We start from the raw sequence: 21,969 nt of genomic DNA on the forward strand, positions 1-21,969 counted from the left end.
TTCGTTACAGGGTGGGCAGTCATGGTCCGCCCCGAGGAGACCCTGATGTTTCGTACCTTGATGACGACCCGCCGGTTCGCGCCCCTGTTCTGGTGCCAATTCTTCTCGGCATTCAACGACAATTTCCTGAAGAACGCCCTGGTCTTCCTGATCCTGTTCAAGGTCGCGGGCGCCGGGGGAGAGGCCGCCCATCCGGGCATCCTGGTGACCCTGGCCGGCGCCGTCTTCATCGGCCCGTTCTTCATCCTGTCGGGTCTCGGGGGCGAACTCGCCGACCGCTACGACAAGGCACTCATCGCCAAACGCCTCAAATTCGCGGAGATCTTCGCCGCCGCCGCCGCCGCGATCGGCTTCTTCCTCCACTCGGTGCCGATCCTGTTCGTGGCGCTCGGCCTGTTCGGCACGGTGGCGGCCCTGTTCGGCCCGATCAAGTACGGCATCCTGCCCGACCACCTGAAGCGCAACGAGCTGACGGCGGGCAACGCGCTGGTCGAGGCGGCGACCTTCCTCGCCATCCTGCTCGGGACCATCGTGGCCGGCTTCGCCAGCGCGCTCGGCGGCGATGCCCTGGCCTTCAGCGCCCTGATCATGGTGTTCGCGATCCTGTGCTGGCTTTCGGCCCGACAGATCCCCTCCACCGGCGAGGCAGCGCCGACGCTCAGAATCGATCCCAACGTCGCCCGCTCCACCGTGGCCCTGCTGCGTGACCTCTACGCCGATACCCGGCTGTGGCGCGGCTCGCTCATCGTCAGCTGGTTCTGGCTGGTGGGTGCCGTGGTGCTCGCCCTACTGCCGGTGCTGGTGCGCGAGAGCCTGAACGGCTCGGAGACGGTGGTCACCCTGCTGCTCGCGATCTTCTCGGTGGGCATCGCCGTCGGTTCGGCCCTGGCCTCTTGGCTCGCCAGCGGCCGCATCGTCCTGCTGCCGACGCCGATCGGCGCGCTGTTCATGGGCTTGTTCGCTCTCGACCTCGCCTGGACCGTCTCGCACCTGCCGCCGGTCTCCGGCGAGGTGATGGGGGCCGGCGCCTTCCTCTCCACCGGGACGGGCCTTCGCGTGGCGGCGTCCTTCGCCGGCCTCGCCATCGCGGGCGGCCTCTACATCGTGCCCTCCTTCGCCGCCGTGCAGGCCTGGACCGACAAGGACAAGCGCGCCCGCGTCATCGGCGCGGTGAATGTCCTCACCGCCGCCTTCATGGTCACCGGGGCGCTGGGGCTCGCCGCTCTGCAGGGCGCGGGCTGGTCGATGGCCTCGCTCCTCACCCTCATCGGCGTCGCCAACCTCGCCGCCGGCGTGATCGTGCTGAAGGTGATGCCGACGAGCGCCTTCCGCGACTTCCTCTCGATCCTGTTCCGCGCCTTCTACCGGCTCGAAGTGCGCGGTCTCGAGAATGTCGAGAAGGCCGGCCCCAACGCCATCATCGCCCTCAACCACGTCTCGTTTCTGGATGCACCGCTGGCCCTCTCGCTCCTCGACAAGGAGCCGGTCTTCGCCGTCGACCACGGCATCGCGCAGCGCTGGTGGGTGAAGCCCTTCCTACGGGTGACCAAGGCGATGCCGCTGGACCCGACCCGGCCGCTGGCAACCCGCACGCTCATCAATGCCGTGAAGAACGGCGAGACGCTGATCATCTTTCCCGAGGGGCGCCTCACCGTCACGGGCAGCCTGATGAAGGTCTATGACGGCGCCGGCCTCATCGCCGAGAAATCCGGGGCCAAGGTGGTGCCGGTGAAGATCGAGGGGCTGGAGAAGACCGCCTTCTCGCGCCTCTCCCGCAATCAGGTCCGCCGTCGCTGGTGGCCGAAGGTCATCGTCACGGTGATGTCGCCGGTGGCGCTTACCGTTGATCCCGCGCTGAAGGGCAAGAACCGGCGGCGCGCGGCAGGAGCGGCGCTGTACGACATCATGTCCGATCTCGTCTTCGACACCGCCTTCATCGACCGTAGCGTGATGAGTGCCCTCATCCAGGCCGGCGCCGACCATGGCTGGCGCCGCACTGCGCTGGAGGACCCGGTCACGGGCACGCTCAGCTATTCCCGCCTCGTCATGGGCGCCAACATCCTGGGCCGCAAGCTGATGCCGCTCGCCGCCGAAGGCAAGGCCATCGGGCTGATGCTGCCCAACGCCAACGGCGCGGCCGTGACCTTCTTCGCCCTGGCCAGCGCCGGGCGCGTACCGGCGATGATCAACTTCTCGGCCGGCCCTGCCAACGTCCTCTCGGCCTGCCATGCTGCGGAGGTGGACACCATCCTCACCTCTCGCGCCTTCATCGAGAAGGGCCGCCTCGGGTCGCTGATCGAGGCCATCCAGGGCAAGGTGAAGCTCGTCTACCTGGAGGACGTGCGCGCCAGCATTACCGCCGGCGACAAGATTCGGGGCTTCCTCAGCCCCCGCAAGCCCCTCGTGGCGCGGCGCGGCGACGATCCGGCGGCGATCCTGTTCACCTCGGGCTCGGAGGGCACGCCCAAGGGCGTGGTACTCGCCCATCGCTGCATGCTCGCCAACACCGCCCAGGTCGCCGCCCGCATCGATTTCGGGCCGAGCGACAAGGTGTTCAACGTCCTGCCGGTGTTCCATGCTTTCGGACTGACGGCGGGCCTGATCCTGCCCCTGGTCTCCGGCGTGCCGGTCTATCTCTACCCGTCGCCGCTGCATTACCGGATCGTGCCGGAACTCATCTACGGCTCGAACGCCACCGTCCTGTTCGGCACCGACACGTTCCTCTCCGGCTACGCCAAGACGGCCCATTCCTACGACCTGCGTTCGCTCCGCTACGTGGTGGCCGGGGCCGAGGCGGTGAAGCAGGCGACCCGGAAGACCTGGAGCGAGAAGTTCGGCCTGCGCATCCTCGAAGGCTACGGCGTCACTGAATGCGGGCCGGTGGTCGCCCTCAACACGCCGATGTTCAACCGCTTCGGCACCGTCGGCCGGCTCCTGCCGGGGATCGAGTCCCGGCTCGAACCGGTGCCCGGCATCGAGGAGGGCGGCCGTCTCTCGGTGAAGGGCCCGAACGTGATGCTCGGCTATCTCAGGGCGGAGAAGCCCGGCGTGCTGGAAGCGCCGCCGGAGGGCTGGCACGATACCGGCGACATCGTCGCCATCGACGCGGAAGGGTTCGTCACGATCAAGGGCCGCGCCAAGCGCTTCGCCAAGATCGCCGGCGAGATGGTGTCGCTCGCCGGCATCGAGGCCATTGCCGGCGAGCTCTGGCCGGATACACCGAGTGCGGTGGCGGCGGTTCCGGATGCGCGAAAGGGCGAGCGGCTGATCCTGTTCACGGAGCGCAAGGACGCCACCCGCCCCGCCTACCAGGCCTTCGCCAAGGCCAAGGGCGCCACCGAGATTGCCATCCCGGCCGAAGTGGTGGTGCTGGACAAGCTGCCGATGCTGGGTACCGGCAAGGTGGATCAGGTCGGCGTGGTCAAGCTCGCGCACGAGCGGGCCGGCGGCGAGTCCACCGCTGCGGCGTAGTTCTAGCGAACCCTCTCCCGGAAAGGGGGGAGGGTTCGTGGCCATTGTCTCATCACCGCCTCGGCCAACCCATCCACCTGCGCCTCCGTATGCGCGGCGGAGAACGCCACACGCAGCCGCGCCGTCCCGGCCGGGACCGTTGGCGGGCGGATGGCGACGACGAGATAACCCTGCTCCTCCAGAGCGGCCGAAAGGCCGAGCGCGGCGTCCGCTTCGCCGATGACGATGGGGACGATGGGGCTCTGTGCCTCGGGCAGGCCGAGTTGCGCGGTGAAGCGGCGGGCGAGGGCGAGCGGACGCGCGGCGAAATCCGGCTCGGCCTCGACGATATCGAGGGCGGCCAGGGCGGCGGCGGCCGAAGCCGGCGGCAGGCCGGTGGTGTAGACGAAGCTCCGGGCGCGGCTCGTCATCAGGTCGACCACTGCGCGGGACGCGCAGAGATAGCCGCCATAGGAGCCGAGCGTCTTCGACAGGGTGCCCATTTCGAGGGGCGCCCGCGCGTCCTCCCCGATGACGCCGAGGCCGTGGGCGTCGTCCACCAGGGTCCAGGCATCGTGCGCGTCGGCGAGATTCAAGATGTCGGTGATCGGCCCCCGATCGCCGTCCATGCTGTAGACGCGCTCCGTGAGGATCAGCGCGTGCTGGTGGCGGGAGCGGTGCTTGGTCAGGAGCGCTTCGAGATCACCGAGATCGTTATGGGCGAACCGCATCACTTTCGCGCCGGAGAGCCGCGCACCCGCCCAGAGGCAGGAATGGCCGAGTGCGTCCACGAGGATCAGGTCGCGTGGGCCGGCGAGCCCGGAGACGATGCCGAGATTGGCGAGATAGCCGCTGCCGAAAACCAGGGCCGCCTCCGTCCCCTTATGGGCGGCGAGACGCTCTTCCAGGGCGGCGAGGGGCGGGTGGCTGCCGGTGACGAGACGGGAGGCGCCGGCGCCGGTGCCGTAACGCGCGGTCGCAGCCTGGGCCGCTGCGATGACCCGCGGATCCTGCGAAAGGCCGAGATAATCGTTGCAGGAAAACGAGACGAGGCTGCGCCCGTGCCGCGTCGCCGCCGCCTGCGGGCCACGCGTGGTGGGATTGAGATGCCGGCGCAGGGAGGTCTCGTCGAGGCGGGCGAGATGGTCGCGGGCGAACGCTTCGAGGCTGGTGGGGCGGTCGAGGTCGGACATGGGAGCGGGAAGGAAGCCCGCGCCATCGCGATGTCAAGCGAGTGCCGCGACCACTCGCGCGGTCGATCCCTTTCGATGAGGGTCGGGCGTGAAGCGTGAGGAACTGTACCGGAAACGAACTCGGGTCTCGTGAGAGGCATAGGATGGTCCCGGAGAAAAACCGGATCCCTTTGGAAGGCCGGTCACTGACCCTGCCTCCAGCGGCTTTCAGATCGGGTTGCGGCTCGCTCCCTTGACCGTTCGGCCTCGCGCGCCCATCCCCCGTGAATGCCTACCCCACGATCGCCTGCGCGTCCGAAAAACTCCCTCTGGCGGCCCTATACGCAGATGCGGAATGCCGCGCCGCCCCTCGAGGCCGTGCGCACCTCGGGTTCGCGGATCGTGCTCGCCGACGGACGCGAACTCATCGACGGCATCGCCTCGTGGTGGACCGCGGTCCATGGCTATAACCATCCCCACATCCGCGATGCGGTCGCGGCCCAGCTCGATGCCATGCCCCATGTGATGTTCGGGGGGCTCACCCATGCGCCGGCAGAGCGCCTGGCGTCCCGCCTCGCCGCCTTGGCGCCGGGCGACCTCGACCACGTGTTCTTCACGGATTCCGGCTCGGTGGCGGTGGAGGTGGCGCTCAAGATGGCAGCTCAGATGTGGCTCAACCGGGGCATCGCCGGACGCAGCCGCTTCCTCGCCTTCCGTGGCGGCTACCATGGCGACACGATGGGGGCGATGTCGGTCTGCGACCCGGAAGAGGGCATGCACCGGCGCTTCGGTGCCTATTTGCCTGCCCAGGTCTTCTGCGATCTTCCGCGCGACGACGCCACCGCCGACGCCCTCGACCGTGTCTTGGCCGAGCATGGCGATACCCTCGCGGCGATCATCGTCGAGCCCCTGGTCCAGGGGGCCGGCGGCATGGTGATGCACGCGCCCGAGACATTGGCACGGGTAGCGCTGGCGGCCGAGCGGCATGGACTGCCTCTCATCGCCGACGAGATCTTCACGGGTTTCGGCCGCACCGGCACCCTGTTCGCCTGCGAGCAGGCCGGAATCGTGCCCGACATCCTCTGCCTGTCCAAGGCGCTTACCGGTGGCACCATGGCGCTGGCCGCGACGATCGCGCGGCGTCCGGTCTTCGAGGCTTTCCTGTCCGACGATCCCGCGGCGGCGCTGATGCACGGGCCGACCTTCATGGCGAACCCTCTCGCCTGCGCCGCCGCCAATGCGAGCCTCGACCTGTTCGAGACCGAGCCGCGCCTGGATCAGGCGCGCGCGATCGAACTCCGCCTGCGCGATGGGCTCTGCGGCCTCGCTGGTATCGCCGATGTCCGCGTCCTCGGCGCCATCGGAGTCGTGCAGTTCGCGCGCGCACCCGATCTCGCTGCGCTCAAGGCGCGCTTCGTGGAGCAGGGGGTTTGGGTTCGTCCCTTCCGCGACATCGTCTACCTGACGCCGGCCCTGACCATCGCGCCGGGCGATCTCGACCGGCTCTGCGAAGCCGTGACCCATGTGGTCCGGGCATCGGTCGACGCTGAGGCGCAGAGCTGAAAATCTGTCCGCTTCCACCCTGCAACCTGAACGGATGTTTATCGTTGGATCAGGTTGGGTCAAACGGTGAAGGGTGGGCATCGTGGTGAATGAGACGACGCGCTCGGACGACGACAGGCCGGTGATCCTCCTCGTCGAGGATGAAGCCCTGACGATCATGGACCTCGGGGATGTCCTCGAGGATGGCGGCTATGAGACGGTGCAATGCGCGTCTGCGGAGCGCGCCCTCGGCATCCTGCAGGCCCGGCCCGATATCTGCGGGCTGATCACGGATGTGGAATTGTCGGGCAAGGTCAACGGGTTCGAACTCGCCAACGCGGTGTCGGAGGCCCGGCCGACTTTGCCGATCGTGATCGTGTCTGGCCGCGCCGCGCCTGATCCGGAGCGGATTCCCGCAGGCGCCCGCTTCATCTCCAGGCCTTGCACCGGAGAGGACATCCTTCAGCAGATCAGGAGCCTGATGCCCTGCTGAGGCCTCCGCATAGGTTCGGACCTCCTCAGCACGGAGCCGGTCGGCGAAGAGTCCTTTGCCGACCGTCGATTTGGCGCGAATTTAAGCCGACTGTCATCCCAGCTTCACGAGCCGGACGCCACATGCGCCCAAATAGCCCGCTGATCCCGCCTGTGCCATCTGGCCGTGCGGGAAGAGCGTGGCTGTCTGCAAGTGTGGAGTCGGGCGGCGATGGTTTCGGCTGATCAGCGAGGGACGGTGTCGTCCGGCAAGGCCTCACCCTCGGGCAAGTCCGCAATGGACAAATCCGAAACAGGCAAGCTCGGCGAGGCCGATAGGGATAGCGAGCAGACGATGGGCAAGTCCGACAAGCGTATCCGTCCTCCCGGTTCGAAGAGTGTCGGCTGGGCCCTGGTTCAGGCCGCGCGGCTGCATCGTTCCAGAGTCGGCGACCGCTTGGCCGCCCTCGATCTATTCGCCGGACAGGAACAGGTAGTGCAGGCACTGGCTGTTGCCGGAACCATGACCATGGGAGATCTGGCCGCCACTTTGAGGGTTCGTCCGCCCACCGCCTCCAAGACGATCTCGCGCCTCGCGGCCCTCGGTTTCGTCGAGCGTCGTGCAGAAGCCGGGGATGGTCGCGTCGTGCGCGTGCGCCTTACCGATACGGGCCTCGCCAAGGCGGAGGCCATCGAGCGCATCTGGGACGATGTCGAAGCTGAAATGCTCGACGGTTTCGACGGCAAGGAGCGGCGTCGCCTGCGTAAGCTCTTGCGCAAGGCTGCTCGCAACCTCGCCGACGTGTCCGGCGTCACCGGACACGAGGTCGACGGAGACTCGGATATCGAACTCGACGACGACGAGCCCGATGCGCTGGTCGTGCCGATCCAGGCCGACCGCCTCGACTGAACCTTATGGGATTCTACTCTTCGGTCAGCGAATCGGTGACGCGTCACTGGGGTGGAAACCTGCGCGTGCCGAACTGAGGAGCGCCCTCAGATTTTTCTGGCGATGCCCGAGTTCGCGTGGACACCCAGCCTAGGCTTGGGCGCGCGCCGCAGCTTGCGGCGCTCCAACCGGCGCGCGAGACGTCCGGCAAGCCGGTCTATCATCATGACGATGGCGCTGACGATGATGGCGAGGGCGCAGGCGCTCCCGATTAGAATACCGATGACGCCTGGTGTCGGGATCACCATGAGGCAGACGAGACCGAAAAGGGCCGTCAGCGGAATCCATTTTGCCATTTCGCAGACGGTCCCTCGGTAAGGCCGGACCGACGTTGCCACACCTCCATAAAGACACTCTTAAACCAATGGCGAGCGTTGCAGAGAAGCCCGCCGGCCTTCCCTGTCGCGGGAAGGCCGGTTCGGATTCGCCTCAGCGGCGGTGGTGGTGGTGGCGGTAGTGGCGACGCGAATTCATGCGCGTCCGGTAGGCCCTGCGACCCGGATCGATCCCGAGGGCGCCGTTGACGGTCCCGACTGCGCCGCCGACCGCGCCACCCACGATGCCACCGATCGGTCCTCCGACCCGGTCACCCTCGGCCGCGCCGCGACGGACACCACCGGGAAGACCCTGGGCCTCGGCCGCGCCCGACAGCGCGAAGGCGGATAGGACGAGGGTGGCAGCAAGCAATGCCTTCTTCATGACGGCTTTCCTTCTCTTTCGTTCCTAAACCGGCCGCATGTTCGCGGCCGGTTCGGCTTCGAGCGTTCGGATCGGCACCGTCCTCGACAAGGACGGCGCGCCGTCACGCATAGACTGATAACGGCCGAGCTTCGAAAAGGTGGCATCGATCCCGCCGGGCGCTCGCGGTTCCATGGTGGACCGGGTCCAGGAAGAGGAGATGAGAGGCGCATTGGGATGGCTTCAAGCGATTGCCCGTTGACTCTCGCACCGCTGCTGGTTTCTGCCGTCCGGCGCTGCTAGAAGCCGGGAATGCGCGTTCTTGACGTCCCGCGCGGCGCGAGCCGCCTTCGAATTACGAGCCCGGCCTCCGCCTGAAGGCCGCTGCGGCGGCCCGAGCGGGAGCCGGGAGGGCGGTCGCACCGCCTCCGTTCGCCGACATCGGCCCAATGCCGACCGTCTTGAAGATCAGCGCACCGTTTCGCAGAAGATTCCATGACCGATTCGACAGCCACCGACGCCGGCCTGCCCGCCCGCGACTATTCGCAGACCCTGTTCCTGCCCAAGACCGAGTTCCCCATGCGGGCCGGATTGCCGGTGCGCGAGCCTCACCTGCTGGAGCGTTGGGCCGCCATCGACCTGTATGGCCAGATCCGCGTGAAGGCGGCCGGCCGGCCGAAATTCGTGCTCCATGATGGGCCGCCCTATGCCAACGGCAACATCCATATCGGCACGGCGCTCAACAAGATCCTGAAGGACGTCATCGTCCGCAGCCAAGGCGCCCTCGGCTACGACGCCAATTACGTTCCGGGATGGGACTGCCACGGCCTGCCGATCGAGTGGAAGATCGAAGAACAGTACCGTGCCAAGGGCCGTAACAAAGACGACGTTCCGGTCATCGAGTTCCGCCAGGAGTGCCGGACATTCGCCGCGCATTGGCTCGACGTGCAGCGCGCCGAGTTCAAGCGCCTGGGCGTCACCGGCGACTGGGAGCATCCCTACGCGACCATGGCGTTTCCGGCGGAAGCCGCCATCGCCCGTGAACTCATGGCCTTCGCCATGACCGGGCAACTCTATCGCGGCTCGAAGCCGGTGATGTGGTCGGTGGTGGAAAAGACCGCCCTCGCCGAGGCCGAGGTCGAGTACGAGGACCATGTCAGCGACACGATCTTCGCGGCGTTCCGGCTCACCGCAGGGGCGTCCGATGACCTGGCCGCTTCGCGGATCGTGATCTGGACCACGACCCCCTGGACGATGCCGGGCAACCGCGCCGTCGCTTATTCGAAGCGCGTCGCCTACGGGCTCTACCGGGTGACTCAGGCCGCCGAAGAGAATTGGGCCAAGACCGGCGACAGCTATATCCTGGCCGATAGCTTGGCCGCCGGGGTCTTTACCTCGGCCCGCGTGGAGAAGTTCGAGCGTGTCAGGGACGTCACGGCCGCTGAGCTTGGCGGCCTCACCCTCTCGCATCCGCTCGCCGGGCACGTCCCCGGCTACGATTTCGCGGTACCCCTCCTCGACGGCGACCACGTCACAGACGAGGCCGGCACCGGCTTCGTCCATACGGCGCCGGGCCATGGCCGCGAGGATTTCGAGGTCTGGACGGCCAATGGCCGGGCCCTTGCCCAGCGCGGCATCGAGACCCGTATCCCCTACACCGTCGATGCCGACGGGGCGCTCACCGAAGAGGCGCCCGGTTTCACGGGAAAACTCGTTCTGACTCCGAAGGGCGACAAAGGAGACGCCAACAAGGCGGTCATCGCTGCATTGACGGAGGCCGGCTCCCTGGTCGCGCGCGGCACGCTCAAGCACAGCTATCCGCATTCCTGGCGCTCAAAGAAGCCGGTGATCTTCCGCAACACGCCGCAATGGTTCATCGCCCTCGATAGGCCGGTGGAGGCGCTCGGCGAGAAGACACTGCGCGACGTGGCGCTGAAGGCCATCGACGAGACACAATGGGTGCCCACCCAGGGCAAGAACCGCATCAACGGCATGGTCGCCAACCGCCCGGACTGGGTGGTGTCGCGCCAGCGCGCCTGGGGCGTGCCGATCACCGTCTTCGTCAAGCGGGGCACCAGCGAGGTCCTGCGCGACGAGGCGGTGAATGCCCGCATCGCGGCAGCCTTCAAGGCGGAAGGGGCGGATGCCTGGTTCACCGATGCCGACGGCGCTCGCTTCCTAGCCCCCGATTACGATCCGGCCGAGTACGAGAAGGTGACCGACGTCCTCGACGTGTGGTTCGATTCCGGCTCGACGCATGCTTTCGTGCTCGACGACCCTGAGATGTTTCCCGGCCTGTCGGGTGTCGTGCGTAAGCGCGACGGCGGCCTCGACACGGTGATGTATCTCGAAGGCTCCGATCAGCATCGCGGCTGGTTCCAGTCCTCGCTGCTCGAATCGAGCGGGACCAGGGGACGCGCGCCCTACGACATCGTCCTCACCCACGGGTTCGTCCTCGACCCCAAGGGGCTGAAGATGTCGAAATCCAAGGGCAACGTCGTGGCGCCGCAAAGCGTCATCAAGGATTCCGGTGCCGATATCCTTCGTCTCTGGGTCGCGGCCTCGGACTATGCCGACGACCTGCGCATCGGCCCCGAGATCATCAAGACTTTCGCCGAGACCTACCGCAAGCTGCGCAACTCGCTTCGCTGGATGCTCGGCTCGCTGGCGCATTTCGAGGCCGGGCCGGCCGTGCCCCATGCCGAGCTGCCCGAACTCGAGCGGCTCATCCTGCATCGCCTCTGCGAGCTCGACGGTGAGATCCGCGAGGCCTACGCCAGCTTCGACACCAAGCGCGTGGTAGCCCTGCTCAACGGATTCATGACCGGCGATCTCTCGGCCTTCTATTTCGACGTGAGAAAGGACGCGCTCTATTGCGACCCGATCTCGTCGCAGGTCCGCCGTGCCTCCCTGCAGGTGATCGACGAAACCTTCCGCCGGGTGACGATCTGGCTCGCGCCCGTGCTCGCCTTTACGGCGGAAGAGGCCTGGCTCGATCGCTATCCGTCAGCCGTCGGTTCGGTCCATCTCGAGACCCTGCCCGAAACGCCGACGTCCTGGCGCGACGACGCATTGGCTCAGCGCTGGCAGAAGATCCGCCGCGTCCGCCGGGTCGTCACCGGCGCCCTGGAAATCGAGCGCGCAGCCAAGCGCATCGGAGCGAGTCTCGAGGCGGCGCCGACCGTGTTCATCGCCGATCTCGACCTGCTCACGGCCCTCGACGGAATCGACTTCTCGGAAGTCTGCATCACCTCCGGCATCACCATCGAGGCGGGCGAGGGGCCGGCCGACGCTTTCCGGCTCGATGACGTGCGGGGCGTGGCGTTGGTCCCAGGATTTGCCCAGGGACGCAAATGCGCCCGGTCGTGGCGGGTCTCGGAGACTGTCGGGTCCGATCCCGCCTATCCGGACGTGACGCCGCGCGATGCCCAGGCGTTGCGCGAGTGGGACGCCGTCCATGGCGGGGCGGGGGCGGCGTGATCCGAATGGGCCGGGCGGCCATCCCTCTTTTCCGGGGGAGGCCGGTCATGAAGCGACCGGAGGAGCGGGCGCCGTCTCCGAGCGACGCGGCGCGTCCCTCACCTGACCCAAGCTCAGGCGAGGGCCGACCTCGCTCGCGAGTGGGAAAGGGACGAGTGTGGCCATGACCTCCTTCCGCCTTGGCCTCGTCGTCCTCCTGACCACCCTCGTCCTCGATCAGGCTTCCAAGCTCTGGCTCTATTTCGGCACCGACCTGGTGCTGACGCAGCCCTGGCACCTGACCGCCTTCGTGGATTTCGTGGTCGTGTGGAATCGCGGGATTTCCTACGGCCTGTTCCAGCAGGATGGCGGCCTAGGTCGCTGGATCCTGGTGGCAGTCTCCGTGGCGGCCTCGATCGGGATGATCGCCTGGATGCGCCGTGCCTCGTCGGCACTCCTGGCCGCCGCCCTCGGCCTCATCGCGGGCGGGGCGATCGGCAACGCCATCGACCGTGCGGCCTACGGCGCGGTGTTCGACTTCGTCCATCTCCATGCAGGAGCATGGTCCTGGTACGTCTTCAACATCGCCGATGCGGCCATCGTCGCCGGTGTAGTCGGCCTCCTCATCGACAGCCTGATCCCGGTCCGGCGCCCTCGCGACGGGGCCTCGCCCGGCGAGGCCTGAAGATTCGCGTGGCTGTGTTCCGTAAACCACAATACGGATCCTTATCTCCGTGAGGCTGGTGCGCTGCGGTCAAGGCGCCATACGATCGCCTGAAACCGCCGTCAGGCCACGAGGGCAGGATCGGCATCGACCAACGAACGCCGGTGCCTTCCGGGCAGGCACGCATTCGAGCTGGCGCAATCTGCGAGCCAGCGTAATTTGGGGGCAGCATGATCGGGCATCGTGGGTTCATCCTGGGCCTTACCGGACTCCTCGCCGCGAGTGGCGCGCAGGCGCAGCAGGGCGTGTTCATGCGCGACACCCTGAGCAGCATGGGCCTGATCGAGGCCGATAAGCCGGCCATCACCTACCGTGAGCGGGCGCCCCTGGTGATGCCGCCCAAGCTCGACGGCAAGGCGCTGCCGCCGCCGCGCGCCGCCAGCGCCACGCCGCAATGGCCCAAGGATCCCGAGATCGTCCAACGCGAGCGCGAACTCGCCGACGCGAGGAAGCCGATCTCCCGCGGGGCACAGGGGCGGATGGACGACAACAACATGACGCTCTCGCTCGACGAGATGCGGGGTGGTCGCCGTGCCGACGCGAGCGTGCGTACCGAGCCGGGTCGTCCCGAAAGCGACGGTGCTTCGTCTTCGATCTGGAGCCCCTTCGACATTTTCGGCAAGCGCGAGGAGAAGGCCGAGCCGATTCTCGTCGAGCCCGATCGCGATACGCTGACCGATCCGCCGAACGGATACCGCAAGGCTCCGAAGGCGGTCGCCCGGAACAACAGCGACCCGATCAACAATCCCTCGCGCGAGCGTGAAGAAGCCGATCCGGGTGCCTACATCCGGGGGCGTTAGGCGCGTTCGAATCTCGGACCTGCCTGGTCCGGCTCTTCGAGAGGGCGAGGCTAACGCCCGGCCGGTGTCGGTACGGGATTTGCCCTGACTTCGTTCCTCGGGCTCACGGCATCCGAGGAGTGCGCAAGAGGCATTGCGCTCATGACGGGCGGTCACGTGTGGCCGACGTATCAAGGAAAAGACGATGCATCTGCTGCGGAAGGATACGCCCGGGTTCTCGCTCAACCGCCGCTACGGCCATGCGGGCCGGGCCGAGGCCGCGCCCTTCGGCCGGTCCGAGGCAGGTGGTCCCGAAGTCTCCGCCTTCGCCCTCGATAACGGCCTCGACGTCGTGGTGGTGCCCGATCACCGCGCCCCGGTGGTGACCCACATGGTGTGGTACCGCAACGGTTCTGCCGATGATCCGATCGGGCAGTCCGGCATCGCGCATTTCCTCGAACACCTCATGTTCAAGGGCACCGAGAAGCACCCGGTCGGCGCGTTCTCGCAGGCCGTCTCCGGCCTCGGCGGGCAGGAGAACGCCTTCACCTCCTACGATTACACCGCCTATTTCCAGCGCGTCGCCCGCGACCATCTCAAGACCATGATGGAGTTCGAGGCCGACCGCATGACCGGTCTCGTCCTCGAAGATTCCGTCGTGGCGCCCGAGCGCGACGTGGTGCTGGAAGAGCGCCGCATGCGGGTCGAGACCGATCCGTCGGCGCAGCTCTCGGAGGCCATGGCTGCCTCGCTGTTCGTGCATCACCCCTACGGCACGCCGATCATCGGCTGGATGCACGAGATCGAGGATCTCAACCGCACCCACGCTTTGGATTACTACAACCGCTTCTACACCCCCGAGAACGCGATCCTCGTCGTCGCCGGCGACGTGACGCCCGATGAGGTCCGCCGCCTTGCCGACGATACCTACGGCCTCGTGACGCCGCGCGGATCGCGACCGGTTCGGGTCCGCGCCAAGGAGCCGGAGCCCCGCGCCCTGCGCCGCCTCAGCGTCGCCGATCCGAAGGTGGAGCAGCCCACCCTGCAGCGCCTCTACCTCACCCCGTCCTGCATGACCGCCCGCGACGGCGAGTGCCATGCCCTGGAACTCCTGGCCGAGGTGATGGGCGGCGGCTCGACCTCGTTCCTCTACCGCAAGCTGGTGATGGAACTCGGCGTCGCCGTGAATGCCGGTGCCTGGTACATGGGCTCGGCCATCGATGACACCCGCTTCTCGGTCTACGCCATCCCGGCCGAGGGCGTCAGCCTGGAGCGGCTGGAGGAGGAGGTCGACCGCGTCCTGCGCCGTGTTCCCTCCGAAGCCCTGGGCCCGGAGGCGATCGAGCGGGCCAAGACCCGGCTCGTGGCCGAGACAGTCTATTCTTCCGACAGCCAATCCTCGCTGGCCCGAATCTACGGCTCGGCCCTCGCGATCGGCGAGAGCATCGAGGAGGTCCGTCGCTGGCCCTCGGATATCGAGGGGGTCACGCAGGCCCGGCTCGCCGCCGTCGCAGAGCGCTACCTAATCCCCGCCCGCTCCGTGACCGGATACCTGACGAAGACGCGCGATCCCGACGCGGCCGCTGCGTGAGGCGAGCCCTCGCGCGATCCCGCTGATGCCGGCCCGGGCGCCCAGAAAAAGAATGAGGTTCTCATGAACTCGGTCGAAGCCAATCTGGTCGATACCACCGCCCGCGGCGCGGACGCTCCCACGGTGGCGCTTCCGGTGGCCGCCGCCGCCGGGATCGAAGCCTGGCACGTGGAATCGCCCGTGGTGCCGATGATTGCCCTGGCATTCACCTTTGAGGGCGGTGCCGCGCAGGATCCCGAGGGCAAGGGCGGCGTCGCTCAGATGCTGGCACGCCTCCTCGACGAGGGCGCAGGCGATCTGTCCTCCGACGCCTTCCAGGAGCGGCTGGCCGCGCGGGCCATCGAATTGTCGTTCCATGCCGGCGCCGATGCGGTGGGCGGCTCCCTGAAGATGCTGGTCAAGCACGCCGACGAGGCCATCGATCTCCTGGCCCTCGCGCTGGCCAAGCCGCGCTTCGATGCTGACGCCATCGAGCGGGTCCGTGCCCAGACCCTCGCCGGCCTGCGCTACCAGCAGAACGATCCGGGCGTGATGGCCTCACGCCGTTTCTTCGCCGAGGCCTATGTCGGCCATCCTTATGCCCGGCCGTCCTCCGGCACCCCGGAGAGCATCGCGGCCATCACCCGTGACGACCTCGTGGCGATGCATCGGCAACTCATCGGCCGCGGTGGACTCAAGGTGGCCGCCGTCGGCGCCATCGATTCCGACCGTCTGGCCGATGCCCTCAACCGCGCTTTCGGTGTCCTCGACGAGGCCGGACCGTTGAATGCCGTGCTGCAGACGCAGGTCGGCCAGCTCGGTCGCCGCGTCGTCGTCGATATCGACGTGCCGCAATCGGTCCTGCGCTTCGGCATGGGCGGCGTGCCGTGGAAGGACCCGGATTTCATCCCCGCCTATGTGCTCAACCATATTCTGGGCGGCGGCTCTTTCACTTCACGCCTGTTCCAGGAAGTGCGCGAGAAGCGGGGGCTGGCCTATTCCGTGGGCACCTCCCTCGTCAGCCACCGCGCCAGCGCCATGACCTGGGGCTACACGGCCACCAAGAACGAGCGCGTCGGTGAAGCGCTGTCGGTGATCGGCGACGAGATCGGCCGGCTCATCAGCGACGGTCCGTCCGACGAAGAGCTACAGAAGGCCAAGGATTATCTCACCGGCTCCTATGCGCTCGGCTTCGACACCTCGACCAAGATCGCGCATCAGCTCGTGCAGATCTCCTTCGAAGGGCTGGGGATGGATTACTTCGCCCGCCGCAACGAAATGGTGACGAACGTAACCCAGGCGGATATCCGCCGCGCCGGCGCTCGCACCTTCGCCGACGGCAGGATGCTCGTTGTGGCGGCGGGGCGGCCCACCGATTTCCTGTAGGATTCGCATGCTTCGCGGCGTGTCGGCCGAGCTCCGGATCGGATGCCTTTCGCGCCCCACGCATCGGGGGACGTCACCGTCCTGCCAAGTCTACCTGATTCTGCCCGCCGTCGCGTCGGCACGACCGTTGCCAGGACCGATCACGTCCTGCATTCAGGACGGGTGATGGCCTTCGGGGCTTCGGGGAGAGTAGGGATGACGCGTTTCGTTCGAATTCTGCCGGGTCTGGCATTCGGCATCATGGCCGGTCCCGCCCTGGCGCATACCGGGCAGGGCGATGCGTCGGGGCTCGCCCATGGCTTCCTCCATCCGCTCACCGGCCTCGACCATATGCTCGCCATGGTGGCGGTGGGCCTCGTCGCCGCGCAGGTCGGCGGCCGCGCGATCCTTCTCGTCCCGCTGTCGTTCATCGGCATGATGGTGGTGGGCGGCGCGCTCGGTGCGTCCGGCGTGGTGCTTCCGCATGTGGAGACCGCCATCGCCCTGTCCGTCGCCGTGCTCGGTGCCGCCGTCGCCCTGCGCCTGACGATGCCGGTCGCGGCCGCCATGGCGCTCGTGGGCGTCTTCGCGGTGTTCCACGGCCATGCCCACGGTGCCGAGATGCCGGAGGCGGCCTCGGGCCTTGCCTACGGCGCCGGCTTCGTCGCTGCCACCGCCCTGCTCCACGCCGTGGGTCTCGGTCTCGGCCTCGGCATGGGCCGCCTCGGTGAGCAGAATGGCCGTCCGGCGCTACGTGTCGCCGGCGCAGCCTTCGCGGCCGCCGGTCTCGGCCTCCTGGCCGGCGCTTTCTGAAAGCGTAGCCCTACAGCCTTCGCGCCAGGGCTTCGGCTTTGGCGCGGGCCTCGTCACGGGATTGCCGGTCGAGATCGGCTCCCATCAATCCCTTCTCGACGGCGATCTGGTGGACGTCGGTGATGCCGACCATGCGCAGCCAAGTAGCCATGTAGGTCGATTGATGGTCGTAGATCTCGGCCGGGAAATCCGCGCCGATGGCGACGCCGCGCGCATTGATGACGACGGCCGTGGCATCGAGCATCCCGTTCTGGCCGCGCTCGTCGAAGGTGAAGAGAAGGTCTTTCTGGGAGACCAGATCAAACAAGTGCTTGAGCTTGTAGGGGATGGTGTAGTTCCACATCGGCACCGCGAACAGGATCAGGTCCGCCGCGCGAAACCTGTCCGCAAGGGCGCGGATCGCCACCCAGGCCTCCTCCTGTGCGGGGCTCAAGGTTTCGCCCGCCAGGGCCGCGTACTTGCCCGCCAGCGCTTCCCCGTCGAAGTCCGGAAGCGCCGTGTTCCAGACATCGAGCATGTCCACTTTGCCCTCCGGATGCGTCGCACGCCAGGCATCGAGGAAGGCGCGGGCGACCTCGATCGACGCCGAGCGTTCCTTGCGCGGTGACGCTTCGACGTAGAGCAGGTGGGGCATGCGGAAACTCCGATGGTCGGTGAGCGAGGGATCTATCGCGCATTCCGCCCCGGCCTAGGGGCACGCTCCCTTCGCGGATGGTACGCAGGGGCATCGCATTCCGGCGTCGGATGACCCATGTCAGCTTTCCCTCGTCATTCGAAGGACAGGCTGATGCACCTCACCGGACTTCATCACCTCACCGCCATCACCGCGCGGGCCGCCGACAATGCGGCCTTCTACACGCGGAGCCTCGGGCTGAGGCTCGTGAAGAAGACGGTGAATCAGGACGATGTCTCGGCCTACCACCTGTTCTACGCCGACGGCGTCGCCGCACCCGGCACCGACATGACCTTCTTCGACTGGCCGGCGCCACCCGAGCGCCGGGGCACCGACAGCATCGTCCGGACGGCGTTCCGCGTCTCGGGGGAGGGCACGATCGCCTGGTGGCGCGAGCATCTCGCGCGAGACGGCGTGATCCACGAGGAGCCCGTCCTGCGCGACGGTCGCCTCACCCTGGATTTCGAGGATCGGGAAGGCCAGCGCCTGATGCTGGTGGATGACGGTGGCGCGGGAGATGCCCATCCCTGGCCCGCCAGCCCGGTGCCGGTGGAGCGGCAGATCCGTGGTCTGGGGCCGATCCGCCTCAGCCTTGCGCGGATCGAGGCGACCGAGGCGGTTCTGGCCGACGTGCTGGGGATGAGCCAATCCCGCACCTATGAATTACCGGAAGGCGAAGTCCGCGTCTGGCAGATGGGGGACGGTGGCGCCGGTGCGGAGCTTCACCTCATCGCCCAACCCGGCCTGCCGCCCGCGCGCCAGGGAGCGGGGGCGGTCCACCACGTCGCCTTCCGCGTCCCCGATGCGGACTACGCAGGTTGGGCCGACAGGCTGAAACAGCGCCGCATGCCTTCCAGCGGCCCGGTAGACCGCTACTATTTCAAAAGCCTGTACTTCCGCGAGCCCAACGGCATCCTGTTCGAGATCGCCACCGACGGTCCGGGCTTCACCGCCGACGAGCCGCTGGAGACCCTGGGCGAGCGCCTGTCCTTGCCGCCCTTCCTCGAAGGACGCCGCGCTGAGATCGAAGCCGGGCTGAAGCCTCTCTGACCGCAAGACGACTACCCCGAGCAGGTTCGGCATGAGACGAGCCCCGGCGCGGACCGGTTTCGGCTAGCAGGTTCAGCAAAAGTGGTCATCGGTTCTGCGTCCTCGAACCGGTGACCGTTCAGAAGCCAGAGCGAGGTGAAGCTTTGGCTGGCCAATGCGAACTACTTACGTCAGACGACGAAACCGGGAACGGGCGTCGATTGCCCGCGCCGCCGTCATTTTTCGCCCGAACCAAGTCACCAGCACTCACTTTGTCAGCGTGATTCTGTTCGAGGGAAGCAACCAATGGAAGGCTCTGTGCGTCCGCTCCATCAGATCGACAAGCATCCGCAACGCTCAGCGATGATTACCAAACCTCCCAAATCAACTCCATCAAGCTGATCGGTCCAGCTCTGTCGGCGATCCTGGCAGGTTACCGACGGCTATATCACACCGGTGAGCACAATCCCCCTTTTCCCGGAAGGACCGTGTCTCGAGTCGGGGGTAGGATCCCGGCGAAAAGAGCATCGAGCTATCGTTTTAGTCTAATTTATCTGAGTAATTCTATCAAAAACAGTACTCGCCTGAAAAGGAGATCGAATTAAGAAATATTTAGCCCGTATTGGCGATAACGCACACCGGAGGCGAAACCTCCCGTCGGCAAGAGCAGTGAAAAGGCCTCCGACATTCTCCCATCCCATCGGAACTCAGGCTGAACGATGTTCAAGTTGTCGATCGCGAAGAAATTGGGGTTTTTCTCAGGCCTTGGCATTCTAATGGCGGTCGGATTGGTCGCTAATCAGTGGATGGGAAACCAGCGGATCACGAGCTCTATCGAAGCCGTCGGCCGAGAGCAGACGATCCTCGACGGCATCAAGAACGCGCAGCTCGGCCTGTCCCAGATTCAGGTCGCCTTCCGCGACGCGCGCCTGTCCGAAACGGAAGAGGCCTACAAGGAGGCCGTCGGCCGTATCAGGACGAGCTTCGATTCAGCCCATGAAGGCCTCAAGGCACCGATCCGTATCGCCCTGAAGCCCGACGTCCTCAAGGACATCGATGCTGGGCTGGCGCAGTTCACGGAACTCGCCCTCAAGTCGGCAGCCACCATTACGTACGACCAGGGTCGCAAGAGGATCGACGAGGCGGCCCTGGCGTCGACGGGGGAACAGCGGAATGGCGCCCGCAGGAAGGCCATTGTCGCCATTGAGCAATCGCTGTCCAATGCCCAGCGCTTTACGGACGAGGCGCGGCTGTCGTCCACCGGTGCCGTAGAAACCGCCACCCTTCTGGGCCTCGTGATCGGTGGTGTAGCGATCCTCCTCCAGGCCGGCTCGGCCCTCTTCTCGATGATCGCGGTCGCCCGGCCGATACGCGGAATGACGGACGCGATGAACCGGCTGGCAGCAGGCGATGTCGAGGTTGCGATCCCGGACCGGACGCGCACGGACGAGCTCGGCGCCATGGCGTCGGCGGTGCAGGTGTTCAAGGACGGCATGATCCGCAACCGCGCTCTCGAGGTCGAAACCGAGCACCTGCGCGGCGTCGCGGAGGCGGAGCGCAAGGCCGGCATGCATGCCCTGGCCGACGAGTTCGAGGCGGCGGTCGGCGGGATCGTGAGCATGGTGTCCGCTGCGGCTACCGAAATGCAGGCTACCGCCTCGCAGCTGACGGCCTCCGCCGAGGAGACGTCGGCCCAGTCCAGCGCGGTTCTGTCGGCCGCCGAGGAAGCCTCGGCCAATGTCACCGCCGTGGCCGGTTCGGCCGAGCAGCTCGGCGCCTCGGTGGCGGAGATCGGCCGTCAGGTCGCACGTTCGGCGGACATGACCGCCGCCGCCGTCCGTGAGGCGGAGCAGACCGCACTGGCGGTGTCGGAACTTCGCGAGGTCGCCGCCAGCATCGGCGATGTCGTGAACCTCATCTCCAACCTCGCCGGCCAGACCAATCTCCTCGCCCTCAACGCGACGATCGAAGCTGCGCGGGCCGGAGAAGCGGGCCGGGGCTTCGCGGTGGTGGCCTCCGAGGTGAAGGAGCTCGCCAACCAGACCGCCAAGGCGACGACGGAAATCTCCGCGAAGATCGGGGCGATCCAATCCTCTACCCGCCAGGCGGCCAGCGCCATCGACGGGATCTCCTCGACGATCCACGGGATCGACGAGACGGCCGCCGCCATCTCCGCATCGGTCGCGCAGCAGGATTCCGCGACTCGGGAGATCGCGGGCTCGGTGGCGCAAGCTTCGATCGGCACCGGCGAGGTCAGCGCCAACATCACCGGCGTTGCCCGTGCGGCGCAGGAGACCGGCGCCGGCGCCGGCCAGGTGTTCACCGCCTCGTCGGAACTCGCACGACAGGCGGAGCGGCTGAGCGCGGAAGTGCAGAAGTTCCTGCATACGGTGCGCGCTGCCTGAACCGAGGGCCGATAGCACTTCTCCGGTCGAGGACTATCAGCGCCGCCCGCCTCTCGATGAGGCGGGCGGCATGCGTCGCGATGCAGCCCGCCGCCTTGGGCGGACACTCTCCCTCCCTCCCGGGGAGGACACGGGAGCCCCGCGAACGCCCTTCCCACCCGCGTTCCCGCAAGATCCTGAGAAGGAATTGGGACGAGGTCGCATCGCCCGAGGCATCGCCGCCCTCAAGTAAGAGCAATTCCAGACAGTTGGCGGTTTCGCTGCCTGCGCGCCTGCTATGCCTTGACGGGCGTGCCGCAGGTGCGAGAAGACCCGGCTGAAGGCCGAGATTCGCAAGCGAAGTTTGAGACGGACCCGTCGATGAGCAAGTTCAACGAGGAGCGTGTACTGAGTGTCCATCACTGGACCGACACGCTGTTCTCTTTCCGCACCACCCGTGACCCCGCGTTCCGCTTCCGCAACGGCGAGTTCGTGATGATGGGAATCGAGGTCGAGGGCCGTCCGCTGCTGCGCGCCTACAGCGTCGTCTCGGCCAATTACGAGGAAGAGCTCGAGTTCTTCTCGATCAAGGTCGAGAACGGCCCGCTGACCTCTCGGCTCCAGCACCTCAAGGTCGGGGACCCGATCATTGTCGGCAAGAAGCCCACCGGGACGCTGGTGCTCGACAATTTGATGCCGGGCAAGAACCTCTATCTCCTCGGCACCGGCACCGGCCTCGCGCCGTTCATGTCGATCATCAAGGACCCGGAGACCTACGAGCGCTTCGAGAAGGTCGTTCTCGTCCATGGTTGCCGACAGGTCTCGGAACTCGCTTATGGCGAGACGATCACGCAGGACCTGCCCAACCACGAGTTCCTCGGCGAGGTCATCTCCGCCGGCCTGATCTATTA

17 protein-coding genes are annotated in these 21,969 nt (G+C 66.9%); 13 read left to right on the forward strand and 4 right to left on the reverse strand.

The window, feature by feature from the left end; translation table 11 throughout:
* The first annotated feature begins 45 nt into the window (after nucleotides 1–45).
* Entirely contained in the window at nucleotides 46–3,471 is a 3,426-nt protein-coding gene (locus ASF32_RS02640; RefSeq protein ID WP_056423396.1) for an acyl-[ACP]--phospholipid O-acyltransferase, read from the forward strand.
* Nucleotides 3,472–3,473: 2 nt separating this feature from the next.
* Here the strand turns inward: ASF32_RS02640 and ASF32_RS02645 are convergent, their stop codons facing one another.
* Entirely contained in the window at nucleotides 3,474–4,643 is a 1,170-nt protein-coding gene (locus ASF32_RS02645; RefSeq protein WP_056423160.1) for an aminotransferase class I/II-fold pyridoxal phosphate-dependent enzyme, read from the reverse strand.
* Nucleotides 4,644–4,910: 267 nt separating this feature from the next.
* On the opposite strand from ASF32_RS02645, the gene ASF32_RS02650 reads away from it, so the two are divergent.
* From ASF32_RS02650 to ASF32_RS02660, 3 genes are all read left to right on the forward strand, one after another.
* Nucleotides 4,911–6,185 (forward strand): adenosylmethionine--8-amino-7-oxononanoate transaminase, encoded by a 1,275-nt coding sequence (locus tag ASF32_RS02650; RefSeq protein WP_056423163.1) that lies wholly within the window; start codon nucleotides 4,911–4,913, stop codon nucleotides 6,183–6,185.
* 82 nt (nucleotides 6,186–6,267) lie between these two features.
* Nucleotides 6,268–6,657 carry a response regulator gene (locus ASF32_RS02655; RefSeq protein WP_056423399.1) on the forward strand — a complete coding sequence of 130 codons (390 nt, stop codon included), beginning with the start codon at nucleotides 6,268–6,270 and terminating at the stop codon, nucleotides 6,655–6,657.
* 333 nt (nucleotides 6,658–6,990) lie between these two features.
* The gene (locus ASF32_RS02660; RefSeq protein ID WP_156467655.1) at nucleotides 6,991–7,545 is read left to right on the forward strand and encodes a MarR family winged helix-turn-helix transcriptional regulator; all 555 of its coding nucleotides are present in this window, start codon (nucleotides 6,991–6,993) and stop codon (nucleotides 7,543–7,545) included.
* Nucleotides 7,546–7,631: 86 nt separating this feature from the next.
* Here ASF32_RS02660 and ASF32_RS02665 read toward each other — a convergent pair whose 3' ends face one another.
* Nucleotides 7,632–7,880, reverse strand: a complete 249-nt coding sequence (locus ASF32_RS02665) for a hypothetical protein (RefSeq protein WP_056423169.1) — start codon at nucleotides 7,878–7,880, stop codon at nucleotides 7,632–7,634.
* 133 nt (nucleotides 7,881–8,013) lie between these two features.
* The gene (locus ASF32_RS02670) at nucleotides 8,014–8,283 is read right to left on the reverse strand and encodes a hypothetical protein (RefSeq protein WP_056423171.1); all 270 of its coding nucleotides are present in this window, start codon (nucleotides 8,281–8,283) and stop codon (nucleotides 8,014–8,016) included.
* A gap of 474 nt (nucleotides 8,284–8,757) precedes the next feature.
* Here ASF32_RS02670 and ileS point away from each other — a divergent pair, with 474 nt between their 5' ends.
* The 6 genes from ileS to ASF32_RS02700 all read left to right on the forward strand — a co-directional run bounded on the left by ileS (nucleotide 8,758) and on the right by ASF32_RS02700 (nucleotide 16,972).
* Nucleotides 8,758–11,742: an isoleucine--tRNA ligase gene (gene ileS / locus ASF32_RS02675; protein ID WP_056423175.1), complete on the forward strand. Its 2,985-nt coding sequence runs from the start codon at nucleotides 8,758–8,760 to the stop codon at nucleotides 11,740–11,742.
* A gap of 163 nt (nucleotides 11,743–11,905) precedes the next feature.
* The gene (gene lspA, locus ASF32_RS02680) at nucleotides 11,906–12,406 is read left to right on the forward strand and encodes a signal peptidase II (RefSeq protein WP_056423178.1); all 501 of its coding nucleotides are present in this window, start codon (nucleotides 11,906–11,908) and stop codon (nucleotides 12,404–12,406) included.
* A 209-nt stretch (nucleotides 12,407–12,615) separates the two neighbouring features.
* On the forward strand, nucleotides 12,616–13,245 hold the full coding sequence (locus tag ASF32_RS02685; protein WP_056423181.1) for a hypothetical protein: 630 nt from the start codon (nucleotides 12,616–12,618) through the stop codon (nucleotides 13,243–13,245).
* A 184-nt stretch (nucleotides 13,246–13,429) separates the two neighbouring features.
* Complete coding sequence (locus tag ASF32_RS02690; RefSeq protein WP_056423183.1) at nucleotides 13,430–14,815, forward strand: pitrilysin family protein; 1,386 nt, start codon at nucleotides 13,430–13,432, stop codon at nucleotides 14,813–14,815.
* 63 nt (nucleotides 14,816–14,878) lie between these two features.
* Nucleotides 14,879–16,180, forward strand: coding sequence for a pitrilysin family protein (locus tag ASF32_RS02695; RefSeq protein WP_056423187.1), 1,302 nt, complete (start codon nucleotides 14,879–14,881; stop codon nucleotides 16,178–16,180).
* Nucleotides 16,181–16,375: 195 nt separating this feature from the next.
* Entirely contained in the window at nucleotides 16,376–16,972 is a 597-nt protein-coding gene (locus ASF32_RS02700; protein ID WP_056423189.1) for a HupE/UreJ family protein, read from the forward strand.
* A 10-nt stretch (nucleotides 16,973–16,982) separates the two neighbouring features.
* Here the strand turns inward: ASF32_RS02700 and ASF32_RS02705 are convergent, their stop codons facing one another.
* Entirely contained in the window at nucleotides 16,983–17,606 is a 624-nt protein-coding gene (locus ASF32_RS02705; RefSeq protein ID WP_056423192.1) for an NAD(P)H-dependent oxidoreductase, read from the reverse strand.
* 153 nt (nucleotides 17,607–17,759) lie between these two features.
* Here ASF32_RS02705 and ASF32_RS02710 point away from each other — a divergent pair, with 153 nt between their 5' ends.
* The 3 genes from ASF32_RS02710 to ASF32_RS02720 form a co-directional block, all read left to right on the forward strand.
* Nucleotides 17,760–18,695 (forward strand): ring-cleaving dioxygenase, encoded by a 936-nt coding sequence (locus ASF32_RS02710; protein WP_056423194.1) that lies wholly within the window; start codon nucleotides 17,760–17,762, stop codon nucleotides 18,693–18,695.
* 785 nt (nucleotides 18,696–19,480) lie between these two features.
* Nucleotides 19,481–21,079, forward strand: coding sequence for a HAMP domain-containing methyl-accepting chemotaxis protein (locus tag ASF32_RS02715; protein ID WP_244478184.1), 1,599 nt, complete (start codon nucleotides 19,481–19,483; stop codon nucleotides 21,077–21,079).
* A gap of 360 nt (nucleotides 21,080–21,439) precedes the next feature.
* A partial coding sequence (locus ASF32_RS02720) for a ferredoxin--NADP reductase (RefSeq protein ID WP_056423195.1) occupies nucleotides 21,440–21,969 on the forward strand: 530 nt, incomplete at its 3' end.

Source organism: Methylobacterium sp. Leaf91 (assembly GCF_001422815.1).
Lineage (GTDB): Bacteria > Pseudomonadota > Alphaproteobacteria > Rhizobiales > Beijerinckiaceae > Methylobacterium.